Genomic DNA, 22,195 nt, shown 5'->3' with positions numbered 1-22,195 from the left:
TCCTGCCTCAGTTAACGGTGTCCGGGTGGGAACCGGTGCGGTAACCCCGGTCCAGCCCGGCGAGCGCCGCCATGTCCCGGGCGGAGAGCTCGAAGTCGAAGATGTCCAGGTTTTCCCGGATCCGCCCCTCCGAGCTTGCCTTGGGGATGGCAATATTTCCCAGCTGGATATGCCAACGGAGGATCACCTGGGCGGGGGTTTTGCCATGTTCGGAGGCGCAGGCGTGGACAACGGGGTCGGCGAGGACCTGGCCGCGCCCCAGGGGGCTCCACGCTTCGGTCCGGATACCCAGTCCATCATGCAGTGTCCGGAGTTCTTCCTGCTGCAGCCACGGATGCAGTTCTATCTGGTTGACGGCAGGGATCACTTCCGCTGTCTGCAGCAGCCGGTCAAGGTGGGCGGGCTGGAAATTGCTGACGCCGATGGCACGGACCTTTCCTTCCCGGTACAGCGTTTCCAGTGCACGGTACGTGTCCGGAAACAGGCCGCGGGCGGCACAAGGCCAGTGGATGAGGTACATGTCCACGTAGTCAAGCCCGAGATTGACCATGGACTCATCAAAGGCTCGCAGCGTGGCGTCGTAGCCGTGGTCGCTGTTCCACACCTTCGTGGTGACGAAAATGTCTTGCCGGGACAGAGCCGGGAACAGCTCGCCCGAGCCGCCGCTGCCCGCGTCACCGCCCAGTTGGGAGCTGATGCCCCGGGCCACTCCGGTTTCGTTCCCGTACATCGCCGCCGTGTCGAAGTGGCGGTATCCGGCTGCGAGCGCAGTGGCGACGAGGCCTTCCGCGTCGGCGGCCGGGACCTTGTAGAGTCCGTATCCGAGTTGGTGGATCAGCACGCCGTTGTTCAGGCTGAGCCGCGGTGAAGTTCTCATAGCCACGACTCTACCCACCAGCGGCGGCGAGGCCTTCAAAATCCACCAGGCGGCGCGCGGTGGCCTCGTCGAGGATCAGGTCCGTGGCCAGGCCCGCCGCCAGGGCACCGCGGAGCCCGTTGATCTTGGAAGCGCCGGACACTACACAGATCCTCCGTCGGACTTGCCGCAACTGCGAGAGTGCGGGTCCGGTGGACCGTTCGTTGAGGACGATCCCGTCGGAGGAGCCGTCGCTACGGAAGAAAACGGTCGCTACGTCTCCCACAACATCCGAAGTTGCCAAGGTGTTGAGGTCCGCCTCGTCCAGGTATCCGCCGGCATAGACGTGGCTGGGATAGTCGGCGTCCACGGAGCCCACGCCGAAAATCGCGATGCTCATCTTCGCCTGGAGTTCGAGGATCCGTTGCACGCTGCGTTCATTCCACATGGCAATTTTGGTGGCTGCGTGGTCAAAGAAGGCCGGCACCGGAAACTGTTCAACCCTGGCCCCGTAGGCGCTTCCGAACCGCCGCATGATGTCGCTGGCATACGTGATGCCCGTGGTGTGCATGTTGCCGGCGCCGTTCAATTGCACGATGACGCTGTCATGGGTGATCTTGCGCGTGAGGTGGCGGCTGACGGCGCTCAGGGTGGATCCCCAGGCCACTCCGATGATCGCATTTGAATCCACCAGCGGTCCGATGGTTCGTGCTGCCTGCATTGCCACCCGGTCCAGTGTTTCCGCCTCGTTGAGTATCTCCAGGACCGGAACCACGTGGACATCCACGCCGTACCGGCGGCGGATCCTACCCTCCAGTTCTGGGCCCGTATCCAGGGGATTGCGGATCTGGATCTGCACCAGGCCGGATTCGCGGGCCGAGGACAAGAGGCGGGAGACCGTGGAGCGCGACGTCCCCAGCTCCCGGGCTATGGCGTCCATGGTGAGGTCCTGCAGGTAATACATTTGTGCAGCCCGCAGTGCGTCAGAGTGGCGCGAGGTGGCCATCAGTACTCCCATCTGCACGTTTGTGCATAGTGCTTGACTCCATTTTCCATTACTTCAAAGAATAGTCATGAAACGGCGGCTCAAACATGCGATGCCGCGCCACACAAAGCCCCAAGGGAGTTGTTTTGGGACCCAAGGATTTTAACGTCCTACCTATTGCTTCAGCGCCGAAGCCAGGAGTTGAGCGCACTTCAGTGCACCACCTCAGGCGCCGTCCACACGCCAAGGTCCTGGTGGTGGGGGGCGGCATCAACGGCGTGGGAACTTTCCGCGACCTCGCGCTGCAGGGCGTGGACGTCGCCCTCGTGGAACGCGGCGACTACTGCCAGGGGGCCAGCGGCGCCTCCTCCCACATGATCCATGGCGGCATCCGCTACCTGGAAAACGGCGAGTTCCGCCTGGTCCGGGAATCGGTGGTGGAACGCAACCGGTTGCTTCGCATCGCCCCGCATTACGTTAAACCGCTGCAGACCACCATCCCAATCTTTAGCACCTTCTCCGGTGTCCTGGCGGCACCGCTTCGCTTCCTGACGCACAAGCAGCACGGCAAACCGAAGGAGCGGGGTGCCTTCCTCATCAAGCTCGGCCTGAGCCTGTACGACTCCTTTTCCCGGGATGGCGGCGCCGTCCCGCGGCACCAGTTCCGCAGCGGCCAGCGAGCCCTTGCCGAGCTGCCGAGCCTCCGGCCCGACGTGAAATACACGGCGACGTACTTCGACGCTTCCGTGCACAACCCGGAGCGGCTCACGCTTGACGTACTCCAGGACGGGGAGAAGGCCGGGCGGGCGGCAACAGGTGAAGGCAACGGGCAAGGCAGCACCGCCCGTGCCAGCAACTACGTCTCGCTGCAGTCCGTCACCGGACAGCCCAATCCGGGCACCGGCCGGGGGAGCACCGTGCGGCTGCGGGACGAACTGACGGGGGAGGAGTTCGACTTCACTGCAGACGTCATTGTGAACACCACGGGCGCCTGGGTGGACCTCACCAACGCGGCAATGGGCGCTGCATCCACGTTCATGGGCGGCACCAAGGGCTCCCACATCGTCCTGGACCACCCTGCGCTCCTTGAAGCCTGCCGCGGCAGGGAAATCTTCTTCGAGCACACGGACGGGCGGATCGTCCTGATCTACCCCATGGGTGACCGCGTCCTGGTGGGTACCACGGATGTGGATGCGGACATGTCGGAGGACGCCATCTGCACAGACGAAGAAATCGAGTATTTCTTCGACCTGATAGGCCACGTGTTCCCGGACATCGCCGTCACCCGTGAGCAGATCGTCTACACCTTCTCCGGAGTGCGGCCGCTGCCACGCCACGATGCCACCCAGCCCGGCTTCGTTTCGCGCGACTACCGCATCGAGCGCCGCGAAACGGGACAGGACGGGAATGGAAAGGGCGCCGTGGTTTTGAGCCTGGTAGGCGGCAAATGGACAACCTTCCGTGCCCTCGCCGAACACATGACCAACGACGTCCTGGGCGAGATCGGGATGGAACGTAAAGTCTCCACCGCGCAGTTGGCTATCGGCGGCGGCGCCGGGTTCCCTGCCGATGAGGCAGGGGTCCAGAAATGGATCAAGGCGCATATGGCCGCCGGCCGTGACGCCGACCGTACGGCGCTGCTCCTGACCAGGTACGGGACCCGTGCTGGAGCTGTGATGGAGTACCTCGACGCCGGACCTGACAGGCTTCTGCGCTCCACCCGCGAACTGAGCGTCCGTGAACTTGAGTTCATGGCGGCACACGAGCAGGTGGGACACCTGGTGGACGTCCTCATTCGCCGGACCTCGCTGGCGTTCCGGGGCCTGGTGACGGGCGAGCTGCTCAACGAGGTGGCAGAGGTGCTGTCGGCGCCACTGGGGTGGAATGCCGCAGCCCGTGCGGCAGAGATCAAGCACGCCCAAGACATTCTGGAGCGGTCTCACCGCGTAGAAACCCACAGCCTGGTCGCCTAGGACCCGGCTGCCGGCCGGGGCGGCAACCCGCCCCGGCCCCACGGTCCCTCAACCCGCGAGGGACCTTCATTAGAAAATAAGGAGTCAAAGATGTCTCTTGGAATAGTTTTCCTTTCCGAAGTATTCGGAACGGCGATGCTGACCCTGCTGGGTTGCGGCGTCGTCGCCAACGTCGCCCTGAGGGGGACAAAGGGCAACAGCGGAGGGTTCCTGATGGTCACCTGGGGATGGGGCGTCGCTGTCTTCGCGGGTGTCTACGTGGCCGCAAAGTCCGGGGCGCACCTGAATCCTGCCGTGACCTTGGGCCTGCTCATCAATGGAAAGGCTGAATACGCGCCGGACGTACCGGTGGATTTCGCCTCCACCCTGACGTACTTCGGCGGCGAAATGCTCGGCGCCTTCCTCGGAGCCGTCGTCTGCTGGCTCGCCTACAAGCAGCACTTTGACGCCGAAGAAGAGGTCGCCAGCAAGCTCGCCGTCTTCTCCACCGGTCCGGCCATCCGCTCCACTTCCTGGAACCTGGTGACCGAGATCATCGGCACCTTCGTGCTGGTGTTCGTCATCCTGACCTTCGGCGGGACTCCCTCCGGCCTGGGCCCGCTGGCCGTCGCGCTCCTCGTCGTCGGCATCGGCGTCTCCCTGGGCGGCCCCACCGGTTACGCCATCAACCCTGCCCGCGACCTCGGTCCACGCATTGCCCATGCCCTGCTTCCCATCAAAGGCAAGGGCTCGAGTGACTGGGGCTATTCCTGGATTCCGGTGGTAGGCCCGCTGGTTGGCGGCGCCCTGGGCGGCATCGTCGCCAGGATTGCCCCCATCATCGTCACCGCCGCCTCCTGACCCGCTATCCGACCACAGCTCAACTCCATTACAGACAAGGACGTCAACCATGAACCAGTACGTAATCGCCATCGACCAGGGAACCACCAGCACCCGTGCCATTGTCTTCGACCACAGCGGGAGCATCGTATCCTCCGGGCAGATGGAACACGAACAGATTTTCCCGCAGGCCGGCTGGGTAGAGCACAACCCCGCCGAGATCTGGAACAACACCAGGGAGGTCATCGCCTCCGCGCTGTCGAAGGCGAACCTGACGCGGCACGATATCGCCGCCGTCGGCATCACCAACCAGCGTGAAACTGCGGTGGTGTGGGACAAGACAACCGGCGAGGCCGTGTACAACGCCATCGTCTGGCAGGATACCCGCACCCAGGACATCGTGGACGCGCTGGCCAAGGATGGGGGGCCTGACCGCTTCAAGCAAAAAGTGGGGCTCCCGCTGGCCACGTACTTCTCCGGAACAAAGATCAAGTGGATCCTGGACAACGTTGACGGCGCAAGGGCAAGGGCTGAAGCCGGCCACCTGGTCTTTGGCAACACCGACTCGTGGGTCCTGTGGAACCTGACCGGCGGAGTGGACGGCGGGGTCCACGTCACTGACGTCACCAACGCCTCCCGCACGCTGTTCATGGACCTGGAAACCCTGCAGTGGGATGAGGAGATCCTCAGCATCTTCGGTGTTCCCCGGACCATGATGCCGGAGATCAAGTCGTCCTCGGAGGTGTACGGCACCGTGCACACCTCCCAGCTCCTGCGGGAGGTTCCCGTCGCCGGAATCCTCGGTGACCAGCAGGCCGCCACGTTCGGCCAGGCGGCCTTCGAGGCAGGCGAGGCCAAGAACACGTACGGCACGGGCTGCTTCCTGATCTTCAACACCGGCGAGGAGATTGTCCACTCCAAGAACGGGCTGCTGACCACGGTCGGCTACAAACTCGGTGACGCTGCGCCGCACTACGCCCTGGAGGGTTCGATCGCCGTCACCGGCTCGCTCATCCAGTGGCTGCGTGACAACCTGGGCATGATCAGCAGCGCACCCGAGGTGGAAACCCTGGCAGCGTCCGTGAAGGACAACGGCGGCGTGTATATCGTCCCGGCCTTCTCCGGCCTCTTCGCACCGTACTGGCGGTCCGATGCCCGCGGCGCCATCGTGGGACTGACCAGGTTCGTCAACAGGAACCACATCGCCCGGGCCGCGCTGGAGGCCACCGCCTTCCAGACGCGGGAGGTCCTGGACGCAGTGAACGCGGACTCCGGGGTTCCGTTGACCGAGTTGAAGGTCGACGGCGGCATGGTGGCCAACGATGCGCTGATGCAGTTCCAGGCGGACATCCTGGGCGTCCCCGTCATCCGGCCAAAGGTAGTGGAGACAACCGCGCTGGGTGCCGCCTACGCGGCCGGCCTTGCCGTCGGCTTCTGGAAGGACCTGGGGGAGTGCTCCGCCAACTGGTCCGAGGACAAGCGCTGGGAACCGCAGCTGGACCAGGCCGAGCAGGACCGCCAGCTGCGCCTGTGGAAGAAGGCCGTTACCAAATCCATGGACTGGGTGGACGAGGACGTGCGATAGGGCGCCCCTGCCCGGGACCGGACAACGTAGAAGGAGGGCGGCACGGGTGCCGCCCTCCTTCCTTGTGCCGGGCTTCAGGCACCGGCCGGGAACTTGCGGTGCCTCAGTCGTCGAGTTCAGCGCGAGGCGTCTTGGCATAGACGCTCCGGCTGACCGTATAGCCCCGTTCGTCCAGTTCCAGCGCCTGCGCGTTGACGCCCGCGAACTGCTCGGCGTTCAGCTTCCGCACTTTCACCAGATCCATGAATTCCTGGTCCGGGCCTCCAACGGCAGTAACCTTAATCAGCCCGGTTCCGGCTGAGTAGAACTTCCGCTGGTGTCCGGCCTCAGGCGGTTCCAGGGGGTTGTATTCGTCGATCACCAGGACGTCGTCGTAGCACCCGGTGGGGACGCAGACTTTCTGGTTTTTCTTGAACACTGTCCCGCAGTCGAGGAAATCAACCTTGGGTGCGTATGCCTGGACGTAAGAGGCCGTGCCGGTCTTCGGCTTAGCCTGCATGGCGATGCCGGCCTGAGCCTTGGCCAATCCGCTGATGAAGGTGCTTGGGGCACCTACGAACTCCCCGTTCTCGTACTCCTCCGGGTATTCGCCAAACAGCCACACATCCCCGCCGCGGGTCTGGGCGAAGAAGGCCAGTTCGGATTCGACCAGTTCGCCGTCAGAGTAGTCGCGGTCCCACAGCACGCGCGTTGTGACGCCGTCGATCACCTTCGTCAGTCCGGTGACCGTGTGGACCACCTTGTGTTCGTGGACGCCGTCGGCCGAGGTCACGGTGCCCACCGTGGTGAACTGCATGCCCGGCTTCAGCGGGAACCACTTGTTGTCGATCCGTGGATATTCCGGGAAAGCGGACCGGTCGAAATTGATCGCGGAACCGGGGCCGCAGAGTTCCTCGGACGCCGGCGCGGCCGCCGTCGGTGCCGACATAGCCGTCAGCGATCCGAAGGCCAGCAGCAGCACAGACCCGCATGCCGCGAGGCGGCGTGCTAAGAGCGTCATCTCAGTGCCTTTCATGCTCGTTGAAAAAGGACTACGCCGCAGGGGCCGGCTGCAGTTCGGGGGTGCTGCGCCGGCCGCGGCCGCCCTTGGCGAAACGCAGGTACAGCGAGGGGACGATGAACAGGTTGACCAACGTCGACGTGACCAGCCCGCCCAGGATCACCACTGCCATGGGATGCTCGATCTCGTGGCCAGGGATGTTGCCCATCACCACAAGCGGCACCAGGGCCAGCGCGGTGGCCAGCGTCGTCATCAGGATCGGCGACAGCCTCTCGGCAGCCCCCCGAAGCACCAGTTCCGGGCCGAAGGGGACGCCCTCGAACTGTTCGAGGTGCTGGCAGTGGTTGATGAGCAGGATGCCGTTGCGGGCCGCGATCCCCATGAGCGTGAGGAAGCCAACCAGGGAACCCAGGGACAGGATTCCACCGCTAAGATGGGCTGCGATAATTCCGCCCACGAGCGCCACCGGCAGGGTCAGGATGGCCAGGGTTGCCAGCCGCCAGCTCTTGAAGGCTGCTTGCAGGAGAAGGTAGACAACGATGACAGCGCCAAACGAGTAGAAGAGCAACCGTTGGGATGCTGCCTGCCGCTCGGCATACTCGCCAAGGACAACCGCGCTGTAGCCGACAGGGAACTGAACCGAACCCATCTCAGACTGGAGCTTCTCCACTACCTTCGCCAGGTCTCCTTCCTTGACGTTGGCACTGACGTCGATGCGCCTGGACCCTTCTGAGCGCTCGATGACGTTGGGCGTGGGCTTCACCGAAACTGCGGCCACGTCGGCCAGCCGGATCTTTTGCCCGGAGGGCGTATCGAGTATGAGGTTCTCTATGCTCGTAACGCTCGTCCGGACCTCCGGGGGGCTCCACACCTGGACGTCGTAGGCCTTGCCGTCCCGGTAGATGTCGCCGACTTCTTCGCCGGCCACCATGGTGGCAGCCGCACGGCGCACGTCGCCCGGCTTCAGCCCGTGGCGGTTCGCCGCTTCCAGGTTCACTTCCACATCGATCTGCGGGATGTTGGCCTGCAGGGCAACCTTCGCGCCGATGGCGCCATCGATGCCCCCCAGTATTTCCTTGATCTTGTCAGCTTCCTGGCGGAGGGTAGCAAGGTCGTCGCCGTAGACGCGGACCACCACAGCGTAACCAGTACCAGTCAAAACCTCGCGGATGCGTTCCTTCAGGTAGGTCTGGACATCCCGGACGATTCCGGGGTAGCCGTCCACGACTTCCTGAACCTTTGCAAGGGTCTTGTCATAATCCACCCCGGGGTCAACGCTGATCCAGTTCTCACCGAAGTAGACGCCCACCACCTCATCAGCGTTGAACGCCTGCCCCGTGTGGGCCCCGCAGTTGTTCACGCCTTGGATGGTCATGAGTTCCCTGCAGGCCAGTTCGCTGACACGGACCTCCTCCGCGTTGGACGTGCCGGGCTGCGTGAGCCAGTGCATCAGGAAATCACGTTCCTTAAAGGAGGGGAGCAACGACTGGCCCAGCAGCGGTGCCGCCACGATACCGACCACACCCAGGACGCCAAGGGAGACATACCCTGGAACGGGGCGTCGGACGATGGGACGCAGCGCATTGGCATACCAGCGCTTCAGGACCCTGACAACAGGCGGATCCTTGTCCTCCAGCTTGGCGTTTCGGAGGAAGATGTATGCCATCGCCGGCGTCACTGTGAGCGCCACGACCATGGACGCCATGACCGCGAGGGTGTAGGAGGTGGCCAGCGGCCGGAAGAACGCGCCCGTCAGCCCGTCCAGGAAGAAAATCGGGACCGTGGCCGCCACAATGATCAGCGTGGCGTAGACAATAGGTCCGCGGACTTCCAGGGATGCATTGACCACCACCCTCGCGGTGCTTTCGGTGCCGCCGGTTGCCCGGTGGTGCCGCAGGCGCCTGACGATATTCTCGACGTCGATGATGGCGTCGTCCACCACCACACCGACGGCGATCACCAACCCCGCCAACACCATTGTGTTGATTGTTCCGCCGGTCCAATACAACACGAGGGCTGCAGCCATCAATGACAAGGGGATGGCCAGCACGCTGACCAAAGCCGTCCGCCACTGGAACAGGAAGACACTCAGCACGAGAATGACCAACAGGCATCCGAGAAGGAGGGCTACGCCGAGATTGCCGAGCGATTCCTCGATAAATGTCGCCGGCCTGAAGATGGCCGTGTCCACAGCGATTCCCGTCAGTCCGGGTTCGAGCTGCTTCATTGCCTCTTCCACCCCTCGCGTGACTTCGAGGGTGTTGCCCCACGGCAGCTTCTCCACGATCAGCATCAACCCCGGGCCGCCGTTGATGACGGCGTCCCCAATCAACTGTTGATGGTCCTCCACCACGTTTGCCACGTCACTCAGCCGGAGCGGGGGCAGTCCCTCCCGATCTTCGAGTGTCACTTGCGCAAGCTCCGCGGGTGACGTGATGGGCTGTGTATGGGTGATTCCGATTGACTGATTGGGTGTGTCGAACGATCCGCCGGTGCCGATCACGGCGCCTGGGGAATATTGCAGCAGGCCGGCGTCGAGGGCGTTGGCCGTGGTGGTCATGACGGATTCAAGGCTGACCTTGTGTGCTGCCAACCTGGCCGGATCAGCCTGGACCTGGAGCATCTGGAGGCGTTCACCCCAGATTGCCACATTCGCCACTCCCGGGACGCGGAGCAGATGGGCCCGGATGTTCCAGTAGGAGATCATCGACATCTCGATCAGGGACCGGGTGTCGGAGGACAACCCGATCTTCATCACCCGGCTGGTGGAAGACAGCGGCTGCAGCATCACCGGCGGCGCTGCCCACGTAGGCAGGGTCGGAATAACTGTCGCCATCCGCTCGGACACCAGCTGGCGGGCGGTGAGCAGATCCATGTCGTTCTTGAACTCCATCACAATGGATGAGAGTTGGGGTACCGACTTGGACCGCATGTGATCGAGGCCGTCAATGCCGTTGAACGCCTCTTCCAGGGGAACTGACACCAGCTCCTCCACCTCAGCGGCTGTCAGTCCCAGGCAGGCTGTCTGGACCTCGACTTTGGGCGGCGCGAATTCGGGGAATACGTCCACCGATGCGCTGCTGAGCTGCGCCCCGCCAACCATCATCAGAGCCGCCGCCAACGCTATGACGATCGATCTAAACCTCAGGCTGGCCGCTACGATCCGGCGCATGTCATTTGCCTGTGTTGAACTCGGCGCCGAACAACTCAGCGGCAGCCACGGTCACCACCGGAGTCCCGACCGCGGGACCCGCGCTGGCCGTGACCACACCGGCCTCCACTTTGGAGACGGTGACAGCCTGGCGCTCAAACACCCTCGGCTCGGGGTTCGCGTAAACCCACGTCTTCCCGTGGGCGTCGTAAAGCAGGGCAGCGTAGGGAAGGACAATGCCTCCCCCCTCCGGGGCAGGCTTGACGGTATCCGTGAGCAGTTCAAGCCGATCAATGGCCCGCTGGCTGAGTGTTATCCGTGCGATGCCAGTGGTGGCATTCTTCTCCACTTTCGCCGGCGCTTCGGATGAAGACTCCGCCTGCGCTGTGGTTTGGGCACAGGCGGGCAGTGAGGACAACAGTGCGGCGCAGACAGCAGCTGCGACTGGCAGGCGCCGAAGGAGGCTTTTGCTGGTCATGATACTTTCACCTTTTCCGGCATCGACATGACTGGATGTTCTGATTCGTAGACTTCCGACCACTCTTCGGGCTCGGTGCGTGGACCGAACCAGAGGGCGAGCGACGGGAGGATGAAGAGCCCCACGAGCGTTGTGGTCACCAGGCCGCCGCCAATAATCAGCAGCATCGGAGCAATCAAGGCCTGGCCAACTGTGCCGCCCAGGATGGCGGGCGGCATCATCACGAGGAGCGTGATGACCGCCGACTTCAGGACCGGCGATACCCGATCCCGGGCTGCCTGCATGACCACGTCCGTGCGCTGCGCTCCGGCAGTCCCGCGCCAGATCTCGTCGACGCGTGCGGACAGCATTGCCGCATTGCGTGCGGCGATGGCCAGAACAGCTGCAAACGCTGTCAGCGACAGCCAGGACAGCGACGCCGATCCGAACCAGGCCGCCACCGCCGCTCCGGACATCGCGGCGGGAAGTGCCAGGAATGTGGCGACAGCCAGTTTCCAGCTCCTCACCGCTGTCTGGAGCAGGAGCAGCACAGCCAGGGCCGCAGCAGCTCCGAGTCCGTGCACCAAGGTATCCGCGGCCTGGAGCTCACCATATTTTGTGGGGATCTCGGCGTGGTACTCGACAGGGAACTGAATCTGCTGGATGGCCGCCTCGATATCCCGCTGGATGTCTGCAAGCGGTCGTCCGCTAACATCGGCCACCACGTCGATTCGCCTGGAAGTGGCATCATGTTGGATGACAACCTCGTTGGGAACCATGCGCACATCGGCAATCTGGCCGAGTTGGACGTGGCCGCCGCTAGGCGTATCCAAGAGCAGTTCCCGGATGCTGGTCAGGTCGTCCCGGACGCCCACAGCTCCGCGGACGACCACTTCGAACACCTTCTGCTGTTCGAAGAGGTTTCCTACAACGATGCCCTGCATAAGCGTCGCGGCGGCGCGCCTTGCGTCACCCGGCTTTACACCGTGCTTTTCCGCAGCCGCAAGATCGACCTTTACCTCGACAATCGGGGTCATGTCGGCGGTGACAACGGTGGGGTTGTTCACGCCGGCAACCTTCCGAATGGCCTGGCGGACCTCCTCCGCCTTTTCGCGCAGCACCGGCATTTCCGTTCCATAAACCCGGACCGCGAAACCCGGCTCCATGCTGGTTCGCACATCGCCCATCGACTGCTGCGAGTAGTTCATCACGTTATGCGCAATGCCGGGGTAGCCCTGGACCACGTCCCGTACGGCACGCTCCGTCTCGGCGAAGTTTGCCTCCCGATCAATGGAGATCCAGAGTTCAGCGGAGCTGTTGCCCACCACCTGATCGGAGGAGATCGCTCTGCCCACATGCCCGCCAACCCCGGAAACTCCCGGGAGGGCCCGCAGTTCGTCGGAAGCCCGGGCCGCGATGCGGCGGACTTCGTCATTCGATGTTCCGGCTGCACTGTCCCACTGGACCAGGAGGGTCCGGTCTGGCAGCGTGGGAACGAGTTGCCTGTTGAGCGTCAGCTGGGAACCGGCTGCGATCCCAAGCATTCCCACGACCACCATCGCCGCGACGGCTAGGCCTCTCCGAGGACCGATCCCGTCCAGCGTGCGGCCGTAGTATGCCTTCGCGCGTCCGACAGCGGGAAGTTCCCTGGCCGGAGCAGTCTTCGCCGGAAGCAGGAAATGAGCCAATACAGGTGTCACGGACAGTCCGACGAGCAGTGCGGCCCCAAGGGTAAGGGCCAGTGACCAGAAAAGCGGCGTGAAGAACGCGCCGGCCACGCTGGTGAGGAAGAGCGTTGGAGCGAGGACAACAACCATGATCAATGAGGCATGGAACAGCGGGGTGCGCACACCCCTGACGACGCGGTTTGCCAGCGACCTGGCAGGCTGCCCCTCGAGGGCACCCCGGTCCGTCGACGTTCGCCGGTGGGCCTGGAGCTCTTCTACGATGTCACCCACAATGACGGACGTGCCGAGCAGTACGCCCACCAGGATGGCAACGTTGAGTGTGGCGTCTCGGGCGATCAGCACAACCGCCGCCGTTGTGACCGTTGTTACGATGGCCACAAGCGCTATCACGGCGACCCGCCAGGAGCGGAAGAACAGCCAGAAAAGGGCGACCGCGACCAGCAGGCTGATCAGCAACGCGAGAGCTAGACTGTTGACCGAGTCTTGGACATCGGTTGCGGGACGGAAGACGGACGTATCAAGTTGGACTCCCGTGAGGCCGGGCTCCATGTCTTTCAAAGCCGCTTCGACATTTCGGGTGACCTCTACGGTGCTGGTGTTGGGGAACTTTTCGATCACCAGCATCAGGCCCGCATCAGCTCCCACAACGGCATCGCCGATCAGTGGTTGATGGTCTTCCTTCACCTGGGCGATGTCGCCCAGCAGCAACGGCGGGTCCGCTTCCTCCACGCTGACCTTGGCCAGGTCTGCCGGGGTGCGGATGGGGAGGACGTGCTGGATGCCGAGTCGCTGGTTCGGTGATTCCACGAAGCCGCCGGTTCCCGGCGTTGAAGCCTCAAGGAAGCTCAGCGGCGAAACCCACACTGCGTTACCCGTGGTCTTGACCAGCTGCTCAAGGGTGATGCCTTTGTCCCGCAGCTGCGCAGGATTGACTTCGACCTGCAGCTGCTGTTCGCGCTGGCCCCAGATGGAGACGTTCGCGACGCCGGGGATACCGATCAGCCGGGGCTTGATCTTCCACCGGGCCAGGACAGACATGTCGATGCCCGAGAGCTCCTTGGAGTTCATCTTGACCATCATGACGCGGCTGGTGGAGGACATAGGCTGCATGATCAGGGGCGGGGAAGAGACGTTGGGCAGCGCGTGCGCCTGGGTCATGCGTTCCGCGACCAGCTGGCGCGCACGCAGGAGGTCGGTTCCGGGCTCGAAGATGAGCTCGATGGAAGACAGGCCGGCAACGGATTTCGAACGGATCTCGTCCAGCCAGGCGACACCGTTGAGGAGGTCGGCCTCCATGGGTGCGGTGATGAGCTGTTCGACCTCAACGGCGGAAAGCCCAAGGGCTTCGGTTTGGATCTCGACGTGTGCTGGGGCGAACTCCGGCATGGTGTCCACAGCCATGTGTGGAACATTCACTACGCCAAAAGTAATGAGGCCCGCTGCGATGGCGAGAACCAGGATCCGAAACTGCATGCTGAACCGGGTAACCCAGCCAAACATGGTATGTCACCTGCTGGTTTCTCGGCTGGGGTAAAACGAAAGGTGCAGCCCGCGGCTACGTTGCTGCGGGTGTAAATGGCAAGAATACATTTCAGGCTCCTACGCCGGAGACCAGTCAGTTTCCCCACAGACTTGGTCATTACAATGCACCTGCGCTGCCGTTGTTGGCAAGAGGGAAAGGCACGCAAGTTCGCGCCTGTAGGGGGTTAGGGAGTGCACGTGGTTTCGCGGGTGGCGGCAGTAGGGGGACACGTAATCCTGCGGGCCGTTGCAGTAGGGGGACTCGTACCCTGTGGGTCCTGGCGGGGGCCGTCATTTCCGGCAGGCACCCGGCAGCGTTGCTGCCCGGGTGCGCTAAAGTGGTTTCATGCGTGCGATCCTTCTGCTTAGCCAGCCGCCCGGTATCCGGACCAACGGATAGCGTGCGGCAGCCCCTCCATGGTGAGGGGCTTTTGTGTGTCCGGGAGCATTCCGGTGGCAGCAGCAGGATCAGGCCGTTATGGCAGCACAGATGCCGTAACAGAACAGAAGAGGGCAGCAGTGGGCGTTCAGCCGGAGACAGAGACCGGAACAACAGCAACAGAGTCGGCGGAGGCGCCCGTGGAGGGCACCTATAGCTTCACGGCGATGGAGGCCAAGTGGCCGCAGGTATGGGAAGACCTTAAGGTCTTCACGCCTGTCGACGACGGGTCGCGGGAGCGGCGCTACGTCCTGGACATGTTCCCGTACCCTTCGGGCGACCTCCACATGGGCCATGCGGAAGCGTTCGCCATGGGTGACGTGGTGGCCCGCTACCTGCGCCAGAAGGGCTACGACGTCCTGCACCCGATCGGCTGGGATTCATTCGGCCTGCCTGCGGAAAACGCTGCAATCAAGCGCAACGCCCACCCCAGCGAGTGGACCTACGCCAATATCGACACCCAGGCCGCATCCTTCAAGCGGTACGCCATCTCGGCCGACTGGTCGCGCCGGCTGCATACCTCGGATCCCGAGTACTACCGCTGGACCCAGTGGCTGTTCAAGCGCTTCTACGAGCGCGGGCTGGCATACCGCAAGGACTCCCCGGTCAACTGGTGCCCCACGGACCAAACGGTGCTGGCCAACGAACAGGTCGTCAACGGTGCCTGCGAGCGCTGCGGCACCACCGTCACCAAAAAGTCCCTCAACCAGTGGTACTTCAAGATCACCGAATACGCCGACCGGCTGCTCGACGACATGGAGCAGCTCCGCGGCCACTGGCCCGAGCGCGTCCTGGCCATGCAGAAGAACTGGATCGGGCGCTCCGAGGGTGCCCACGTCACCTTCGTGATCGAGGCCGACGGCGGCAAGCCCGCCAAGGACGTGACGGTCTTCACCACCCGCCCCGACACCCTTTACGGGGCAACCTTCTTTGTGGTGGCCGCGGACGCACCACTCGCCGTCGAACTCGTCACCGGGGAACACGCCGCTGCCTTGGACGAATACCGCGAGCAAGTCAAGGCCCTCTCCGAGATTGAACGCCAGTCCACTGAGCGGGAGAAGACCGGCGTCTTCACCGGCCGCTACGCCGTCAACCCGCTGAACGGGGAGAAGCTGCCCGTCTGGGCCGCTGACTACGTCCTGGCCGACTACGGCACCGGCGCGATCATGGCCGTGCCGGCCCACGACCAGCGCGACCTTGACTTCGCCCGTACCTTCAACCTGCCCGTCCGGGCAGTCCTGGACACGGGCGAGGAAGACCCTGCCGTTTCCGGCACGGCTACCGCGGGCGAGGGCACCCTGATCAACTCCGGGGAGCTGGACGGCCTGCCCAAGGCCGAGGCCATCCCCGCCGCGATCGCTATCCTGGAGCGCCAGGGCACCGGCGAGAAGTTCGTGAACTTCCGCCTGCGGGACTGGCTGCTCAGCCGCCAGCGGTTCTGGGGCACACCCATCCCGATCATCCACTGCCCGTCCTGCGGCGAGGTCCCGGTTCCCGATGAGCAGCTGCCTGTCACGCTGCCCTCCGACCTGCGCGGCGAGGACCTGTCGCCGAAGGGCACCTCTCCGCTGGCTGCCGCCGAAGCGTGGGTCAACGTCGACTGCCCGTCCTGCCATGGCCCGGCCAAGCGGGATACCGACACTATGGACACCTTCGTGGACTCGTCGTGGTACTTCCTGCGTTTCGTCTCCCCGCACTATACGGAGGGACCCTTCGACCCGGAGAAAATCAACGACTGGATGCCGGTGGGCCAGTACGTCGGCGGCGTTGAGCACGCCATCCTGCACCTGCTGTACGCCCGGTTCTTCACCAAGGTCATCCACGACCTCGGAATGATCGACGCCGACGAGCCGTTCAGCGCCCTGCTCAACCAGGGCCAGGTGCTTAACGGCGGCAAAGCCATGAGCAAGTCGCTTGGCAATGGTGTTGACCTCGGCGAGCAGCTGGACAAATACGGTGTGGACGCCGTCCGCCTCACCATGATCTTCGCCTCCCCGCCCGAGGACGACGTGGACTGGGCTGACGTTTCACCCTCCGGTTCCGCCAAGTTCCTCGCGCGGGCGTGGCGCCTGGCCCAGGATGTGGCGAGCGAAACCGGCGTCGACGTCACCACCGGCGACCGCGCACTGCGCTCCGTCACGCACCGGACCATCGCCGACGCCGCCGCGCTGCTGGACGCCAACAAGTTCAACGTGGTGGTGGCCAAGTTGATGGAGCTGGTCAACGCCACCCGCAAGACCATAGATGCAGCCTCCGGAGCCGGCGGCGCCGACCCGGCCGTGCGCGAGGCCGCTGAGGCCGTCGCGGTGATCCTGAGCCTTTTCGCGCCGTATACGGCTGAGGACATGTGGAACGTCCTGGGCCACCCGGCCTCCGTCGCGAATGCGGGATGGCCGGCCCATGACCAATCCCTGCTGGTCCAGGACACCGTCACGGCGGTGGTGCAGGTCCAGGGCAAGGTCCGGGACAGGCTGGAAGTCTCGCCAAACGTCTCCGAGGACCAGCTGCGCGAACTGGCGCTTGCGTCGGAGAATGTCCAGCGGGCATTGGACGGCCGCGCCATCCGTACTGTGATTGTCCGCGCACCTAAACTGGTCAACATCGTCCCGGCCTAGCCGGGCCAGGCCGCCGGAGCAGCCCCGGCGGCCTGCCGTGACCCCAGGAGGCCCCTTTGCCCGACCGCGACGCCGCAGCCTGGCCATGGATCCGCGCACGCCTGGCGGGAATGCGCGCCAGGCGTGACGGTGCTGGAACCCGGCCTAACGCCGTCGTGCGTACTGCCGTGGTCACGGATTCCGCCGCTGCCTTGCCGCCGGAGTGGGTGTCGGAGCTCAAAGGCACTGGAGTCCTGACCGTCATTGCCATGCCCGTGATGGTGGGGGAAGAGATCTATGGCGAGGGCGAAGACGAGATCTCCGAAAAAATTGCCCTGGCGTTGGCCAGCGGGACCTCCGTCAAGACCTCCCGGCCCTCGCCCGGCCAGTTCGAGCAGGCCTACCGTGCTGCCCGGCACAAGGGCTTCGAGGCGGTGGTCTCTGTCCATATCTCCGGCGACCTGTCCGGGACGGCGGATGCGGCCAGGCTGGCTGCGGCCAGAGTGGACATCCCGGTGGAGGTTGTGGACTCCCGGACCGTCGGCATGGCTCTGGGCATGTCCGTCCAGGCGGCAGTGGCAGCGGCGGCCGACGGCGGTGACGCTTCGGCCGTTGCCGCTGCCGCGACTGGCCAGGCGGGGCGGACGAAGGTGTATTTCTATGTTCCGAGCCTGGAGCAGCTGCGCCGCGGGGGCCGGATTGGTGCAGCCGCTTCTCTGTTGGGGACCATGCTGGCCATCAAGCCGATCCTGGCGGTTGATGGCGGCAGGATTGTGCCGCTTGAGAAGGTGCGGTCTGCTGCCAGGGCTGTTGCGCGGCTCGAGGAGATCGTTGTTGCCGATGCTTCCGGCCGTCCGGCTTCGGCCGTCAGCCTCGCCGTTCACCACTTTGGGAACGCCGACGAAGCGAAAAACCTGGCCGCGCGCCTGGCCTTGGCCTTGCCGGGCTGCCCGCCGGCCCAGACCAGCCCGCTTCCCGCTGTCCTCGCAGCCCACGCCGGCCTGGGGGTCCTGGCCGTGATCGTGGGGGAAGCGCGGACGGAAACGGACAGCCGTTCGGCAGGCCTTTCCACATAACGCATGCCTGACCTGTTGCCGCGCCCGGACGTTTCCCTAGCGTGGAGCTATGTCACGCCGGGACGCTGGAGAAGCAGGTGGTTCGGCGCGCCATGCCAGTAAACGCCTGCGGGCCGCCCTCGGGCAGCCACCCGCCGGCCTGCTCCTGAACGGTCACGGGCCCGAGCCCTTTGAGTACCGGGGACCGGCCGGGGACCCGCCGGGCGCCTCCCCGCATTCCCCGCCCGCCGGTTCCCGGCAGGACTTGGATCCTGCCGCCACCACTGCGGTGGGGCCGGCGCTCCGGTGGCGGCTGGGGCCGCGCCTCGCTCTGCTGCTGGGCATCCTTTCTGTTGCGGCGGGGGCATGGTTCTGGTGGCAGACGGGATCAGGCCGTCCGGAGACCCTGCCCCTCAGCGGCATCAGCCCTGGCAGCCCGGTGGCGGAAGGCGCCCCTGCAGGGGACCGGGAGAGCGGAGGTGGTCCTGAAGCTGCCACGGACGCCACCGGCGATGAATCCTCCGGATCGGTGGTGGTCCATGTAGCCGGGGCGGTGGCAAGGCCGGGCGTGGTTCAACTGCCTGCCGGAAGCCGGGTGCACGAGGCCGTCGCAGCTGCAGGAGGTGGGGCGCCGGGCGCTGACCTGAACCGCCTTAACCTTGCCCTCGCCGTGGAGGACGGCCAGAAGATCCATGTTCCGCGGGAAGGGGAGGCGGTCCCTGCGGCCGGGCGGGATGGCGCAGGCCAGGATGGCGGCAGCAGTGCAACGGCGGCCGAAGGAAAAATCAACCTCAACACGGCGGGGGTGGAGGAGTTGGATGCCCTGCCGAAAGTGGGCCCCGTCCTTGCCCGGCGGATCGTGGACTGGCGCAAGGAGCATGGGGCTTTCAAGAACGTCGAGGAGTTGGATGCCGTGGACGGCGTGGGACCCAAGATGCTTGAAGCATTGCTGCCGCTGGTGACGGTATGAGAAGGCCCGGTTGAGCCGTGATCCCGATGGGTAGTGGCAGGAAGACCTCCCAAACGAGTCCCTGGAGCCGTTACGTGGAGTCCGCTGTGCAAGGCCCGTCTACTTCACCCGGCACTGCGGGCGTCCGTCACGCAGGCGCCCGCCTTCCCGGGACCCGTGAAAATCCGGCGGTCCGCTCCGGCGGTGCTCCTTGCCGGCCCCCGTCGCCGGGGGCTGCAATGCCCTTCCGGCACCGTGTCCTGGAGCATTGGAGCCGGATCCTGGAGGGCGCCTGGCAGCGGGCAGTGAAGGGCGGTGCAGCGACGACCCCCCGCACTCCCGCTGAGGCCCCGCGCCGCCGCACCGACGTTCGCCTCACCCTGCCGGCAGCCACGGTGTGGGCTGCGTCCGTCGCTGGGCTGTGGCTGGCGCCCGCAGCCCTGGCAGTGGTGTGTTGCGGAGCGGTGGCCCTGGGGCTGCTCCTGCTGTTCCGCGCCGCCCGGCCCTGCGACCGACGGGCACCGGGAGTCGCGCCTACTCCCGTTCGGCGCAGCTTCCTGGCCACCAGCGCGGTAGCACTCTTCCTGGCTGCCGCCGCGGCAGCGCACTCGGCCGTCGCTTCCAGCCAGAGGTCTGAAGGTCCGCTCGCGGGGGCGGTTGCGTCCGGAAAATCGGTGGTAGCCGTGGTCGAAGTGGCAGGCGCCCCGCGCGCACTGGCGGTACGCGGCCAGGCCGGACCGACCGAGCGTTGGTCGGTGCCCGTCTGGACGCGGGACATCAGCACCGGCGGCGTCCTTCTCAGGACGCGTGCCCACCTTATTGTTATGGGCGGCCGGGACTGGGGAACCCTTGTGCCGGGCCAGCTGGTCCGCACCGCGGGAAAGCTTCGCCCTCCTGACCCGGGCAGGGAGGAAGCAGGCATCCTCACTGCTTCATCCCCGCCCGGGCGGCCCACCGAATCGCCGCTACTGCAGGGATCCGCCAAAGAACTGCGGGAACGGTTTGTTGCCGCAGCCTCTTTCCTCGCCCCCGATCCAGCGGGCCTGCTTCCCGGCATGGTCACGGGAGACACGAGCGTGCTGGATGAGGGCCTGGACAGCGCCATGAAACGAGTAGGCATGACGCACCTGACAGCTGTCAGCGGGGCCAACTGCAGCCTCGTCCTCGGTGCATTGCTGCTGGCCTGCCGGAGCTTCCGCCTGCGACGCGTGCCGGCTGCTGTGCTGGCCGGGACCGGACTGGGCCTGTTCGTGGTGCTCGTGGGCCCCGATGCCAGCGTGCTGCGGGCGGCGCTGATGGGGGCTGTTGGACTGATCTCGCTGGCAGGCGGGCGGTCCGGCCGCGGGCTGAGCTTCCTGTGCGTGGCCGTAATCGCGCTGCTGCTGATCGACCCGGGGCTGGGGTCGAGCTTCGGGTTCCTGCTGTCCGTCCTGGCCACCCTGGGGATCATTATCCTTGGGCGCCGCATCATCGACTGGACGCCGGTGTCCATTCCGCGTTGGGCGGCCGCCGGGGTCGCAGTCCCATTGTCGGCGCAATTAATGTGCGGGCCAGTGACAGTGCTGCTGCAACCGCAGTTCGCAACGTACTCGCTGCTGGCAAATGTCATTGCTTCACCCCTGGTGGCTCCGGTGATACTTCTGGGGACGGCAGCCGTGCCCCTGGTAATTCCGGCGCCCTGGCCCGCCACAGCCCTGATCGCCGTGGCTGGCACCTTTAGCGCCGGCATTGCAGCTACGGCAAGGTTCACCTCACAGCTCCCGGGTGCATCACTTCCTTGGCCGGAGGGCGTCGCCGGCCTGCTCACCATGCTCTTCCTGTCAGCCGTCACGTTTGGAACGCTGTGGGCGGCGTCCCGTCCCCGCCGGGTCGCCGAATGCGTCCTGGCGTCCCATCGGCGCGTTGTAGCCCTGATCGAAGCCCTTGAATCGGGACAAGGCAGTGCAGTGTGCCGCCCTGGCCTCAGGTCAGTGCCCGGTTCCAGCCGGCCCATGGTGCCACTGTCGCCAGCCGGCTTGGACCGGGCGGCCGGACGTGGCAGGCTGGAATACTCCACAAGACTTTCCGGAAGGAACCCACGATGGCCGCTGCGCAGAAGCGAGCAACCCGTTCCCCGGCATCGAATGCAGCCGCCTGGCGGGATGTGACGCCCGCTGCCGTGGTGCTGGTCAGCGGCCCGGAGGAGTACCTGGGCATCAGGGCAATGGACCGCATCCGTGCCCAGGTCCGGGCGGCGGCTCCGGACGTGGAGGTCAGCCGCATCAATGCGGCTGCCTATGAGCCGGGCACCCTGCTGATGCAGGTCAGCCCGTCGCTCTTCGGTGAAAGTAAGCTCATCGAGGTCGAAGCCGTCGAAGCCATGAATGACGCCTTCCTTGCTGACGCGCTTCGGTATGTAGAACACACGGAACCCGACGCTGTCCTGGTCCTCCGGCACGGCGGGGGAGTCCGGGGGAAGAAACTCCTGGACGCCGTCAAGAAGGGCGGCTGGCCCGTAGTTGACTGCCAGCCCCTCAAGAAGGACGCAGACAAAGTGGCTTTCGTGACGGCCGAGTTCAAGGCCGGCGGCCGCCGTATTGAGCAGGAGGCGGTGCAGGCCCTGGTCAACGCTGTCGGCGCAAACCTTTCGGAACTTGCGGCGGCGTGCAGCCAGCTGATCGCCGATGCCGGGACCACCGTGACGTCAGACATCGTGGACCGCTACTACGGTGGGCGCATCGAAGCGACGGCCTTCAAGGTGGCGGACGCGGCAATGGCCGGCAACGCTCCTTTGGCCCTGTCCACCCTCCGCCATGCCCTCGCCACCGGAGCGGACCCCGTTCCGCTTGTTGCCGCGCTGGCCGCAAAACTCCGGACCGTGGCGCGCGTTGCCGGGGCGTCGGGTTCCTCTGCCCAGATCGCCGCGGAACTGGGCATGCAGCCCTGGCTGGTGGAGCAGGCGCAGCGCGACGTCCGCCGGTGGACCCCGGACGGTCTGGTCCGGTCCATCCAGGCCACGGCCGAGGCGGATGCGCAGGTCAAGGGCCTTTCCCGGGATCCCGTGTATGCAGTGGAGCATGCGGTCACGGTGATCGCCATGTCCGTCCAGGGCCGCTGACTGTTCCTGCCTTGTCTTGGGGTCCA

Annotated in this window: 14 protein-coding genes; 8 read left to right on the top strand and 6 right to left on the bottom strand. The window is 65.1% G+C overall.

What is annotated here, in order from left to right; genetic code table 11:
- Positions 1–7: 7 nt before the first annotated feature.
- Entirely contained in the window at positions 8–877 is an 870-nt protein-coding gene (locus C3B78_RS10605; protein ID WP_104998035.1) for an aldo/keto reductase, read from the bottom strand.
- A gap of 10 nt (positions 878–887) precedes the next feature.
- Positions 888–1,862, bottom strand: a complete 975-nt coding sequence (locus C3B78_RS10600) for a sugar-binding transcriptional regulator (protein WP_234005377.1) — start codon at positions 1,860–1,862, stop codon at positions 888–890.
- 86 nt (positions 1,863–1,948) lie between these two features.
- On the opposite strand from C3B78_RS10600, the gene C3B78_RS10595 reads away from it, so the two are divergent.
- The 3 genes from C3B78_RS10595 (at position 1,949) to glpK (ending at position 6,218) form a co-directional block, all read left to right on the top strand.
- Complete coding sequence (locus tag C3B78_RS10595; protein WP_234005376.1) at positions 1,949–3,814, top strand: glycerol-3-phosphate dehydrogenase/oxidase; 1,866 nt, start codon at positions 1,949–1,951, stop codon at positions 3,812–3,814.
- A gap of 90 nt (positions 3,815–3,904) precedes the next feature.
- Positions 3,905–4,654: an MIP/aquaporin family protein gene (locus tag C3B78_RS10590; RefSeq protein ID WP_104998033.1), complete on the top strand. Its 750-nt coding sequence runs from the start codon at positions 3,905–3,907 to the stop codon at positions 4,652–4,654.
- A 49-nt stretch (positions 4,655–4,703) separates the two neighbouring features.
- Entirely contained in the window at positions 4,704–6,218 is a 1,515-nt protein-coding gene (gene glpK, locus C3B78_RS10585; protein ID WP_104998032.1) for a glycerol kinase GlpK, read from the top strand.
- Between the two features lie 103 nt (positions 6,219–6,321).
- Here the strand turns inward: glpK and C3B78_RS10580 are convergent, their stop codons facing one another.
- Genes C3B78_RS10580 through C3B78_RS10565 form a run of 4 tightly spaced genes read right to left on the bottom strand, consistent with a single transcriptional unit; the run spans position 6,322 to position 13,987 of the window.
- Complete coding sequence (locus tag C3B78_RS10580; RefSeq protein ID WP_104998031.1) at positions 6,322–7,218, bottom strand: hypothetical protein; 897 nt, start codon at positions 7,216–7,218, stop codon at positions 6,322–6,324.
- 31 nt (positions 7,219–7,249) lie between these two features.
- On the bottom strand, positions 7,250–10,390 hold the full coding sequence (locus C3B78_RS10575; RefSeq protein WP_104998030.1) for an efflux RND transporter permease subunit: 3,141 nt from the start codon (positions 10,388–10,390) through the stop codon (positions 7,250–7,252).
- A gap of 1 nt (position 10,391) precedes the next feature.
- Positions 10,392–10,847, bottom strand: coding sequence for a hypothetical protein (locus C3B78_RS10570; RefSeq protein ID WP_104998029.1), 456 nt, complete (start codon positions 10,845–10,847; stop codon positions 10,392–10,394).
- Positions 10,844–13,987 carry an efflux RND transporter permease subunit gene (locus C3B78_RS10565; protein ID WP_234005375.1) on the bottom strand — a complete coding sequence of 1,048 codons (3,144 nt, stop codon included), beginning with the start codon at positions 13,985–13,987 and terminating at the stop codon, positions 10,844–10,846. The genes C3B78_RS10570 and C3B78_RS10565 overlap by 4 nt, the downstream gene beginning before the upstream one ends.
- Positions 13,988–14,554: 567 nt before the next feature.
- Here C3B78_RS10565 and leuS point away from each other — a divergent pair.
- From leuS to holA, 5 genes are all read left to right on the top strand, one after another.
- Positions 14,555–17,089 (top strand): leucine--tRNA ligase, encoded by a 2,535-nt coding sequence (gene leuS / locus C3B78_RS10560; protein WP_104998027.1) that lies wholly within the window; start codon positions 14,555–14,557, stop codon positions 17,087–17,089.
- Positions 17,090–17,145: 56 nt separating this feature from the next.
- Positions 17,146–18,144, top strand: a complete 999-nt coding sequence (locus C3B78_RS10555) for a DegV family protein (protein WP_104998026.1) — start codon at positions 17,146–17,148, stop codon at positions 18,142–18,144.
- Positions 18,145–18,193: 49 nt separating this feature from the next.
- Positions 18,194–19,093 (top strand): ComEA family DNA-binding protein, encoded by a 900-nt coding sequence (locus tag C3B78_RS10550; RefSeq protein WP_104998025.1) that lies wholly within the window; start codon positions 18,194–18,196, stop codon positions 19,091–19,093.
- Between the two features lie 218 nt (positions 19,094–19,311).
- Entirely contained in the window at positions 19,312–21,219 is a 1,908-nt protein-coding gene (locus C3B78_RS10545; protein WP_234005374.1) for a ComEC/Rec2 family competence protein, read from the top strand.
- Complete coding sequence (holA, locus tag C3B78_RS10540; RefSeq protein ID WP_104998023.1) at positions 21,153–22,169, top strand: DNA polymerase III subunit delta; 1,017 nt, start codon at positions 21,153–21,155, stop codon at positions 22,167–22,169. Before C3B78_RS10545 ends, holA begins: the two co-directional genes overlap by 67 nt.
- Positions 22,170–22,195 lie beyond the last annotated feature (26 nt).

The organism is Arthrobacter sp. PGP41, from assembly GCF_002953935.1.
Classification (GTDB): Bacteria; Actinomycetota; Actinomycetes; order Actinomycetales; family Micrococcaceae; genus Arthrobacter.
The sequence above is the reverse complement of the archived record's forward strand: the minus strand, read 5'-3'. Positions and strand labels throughout refer to the sequence as shown.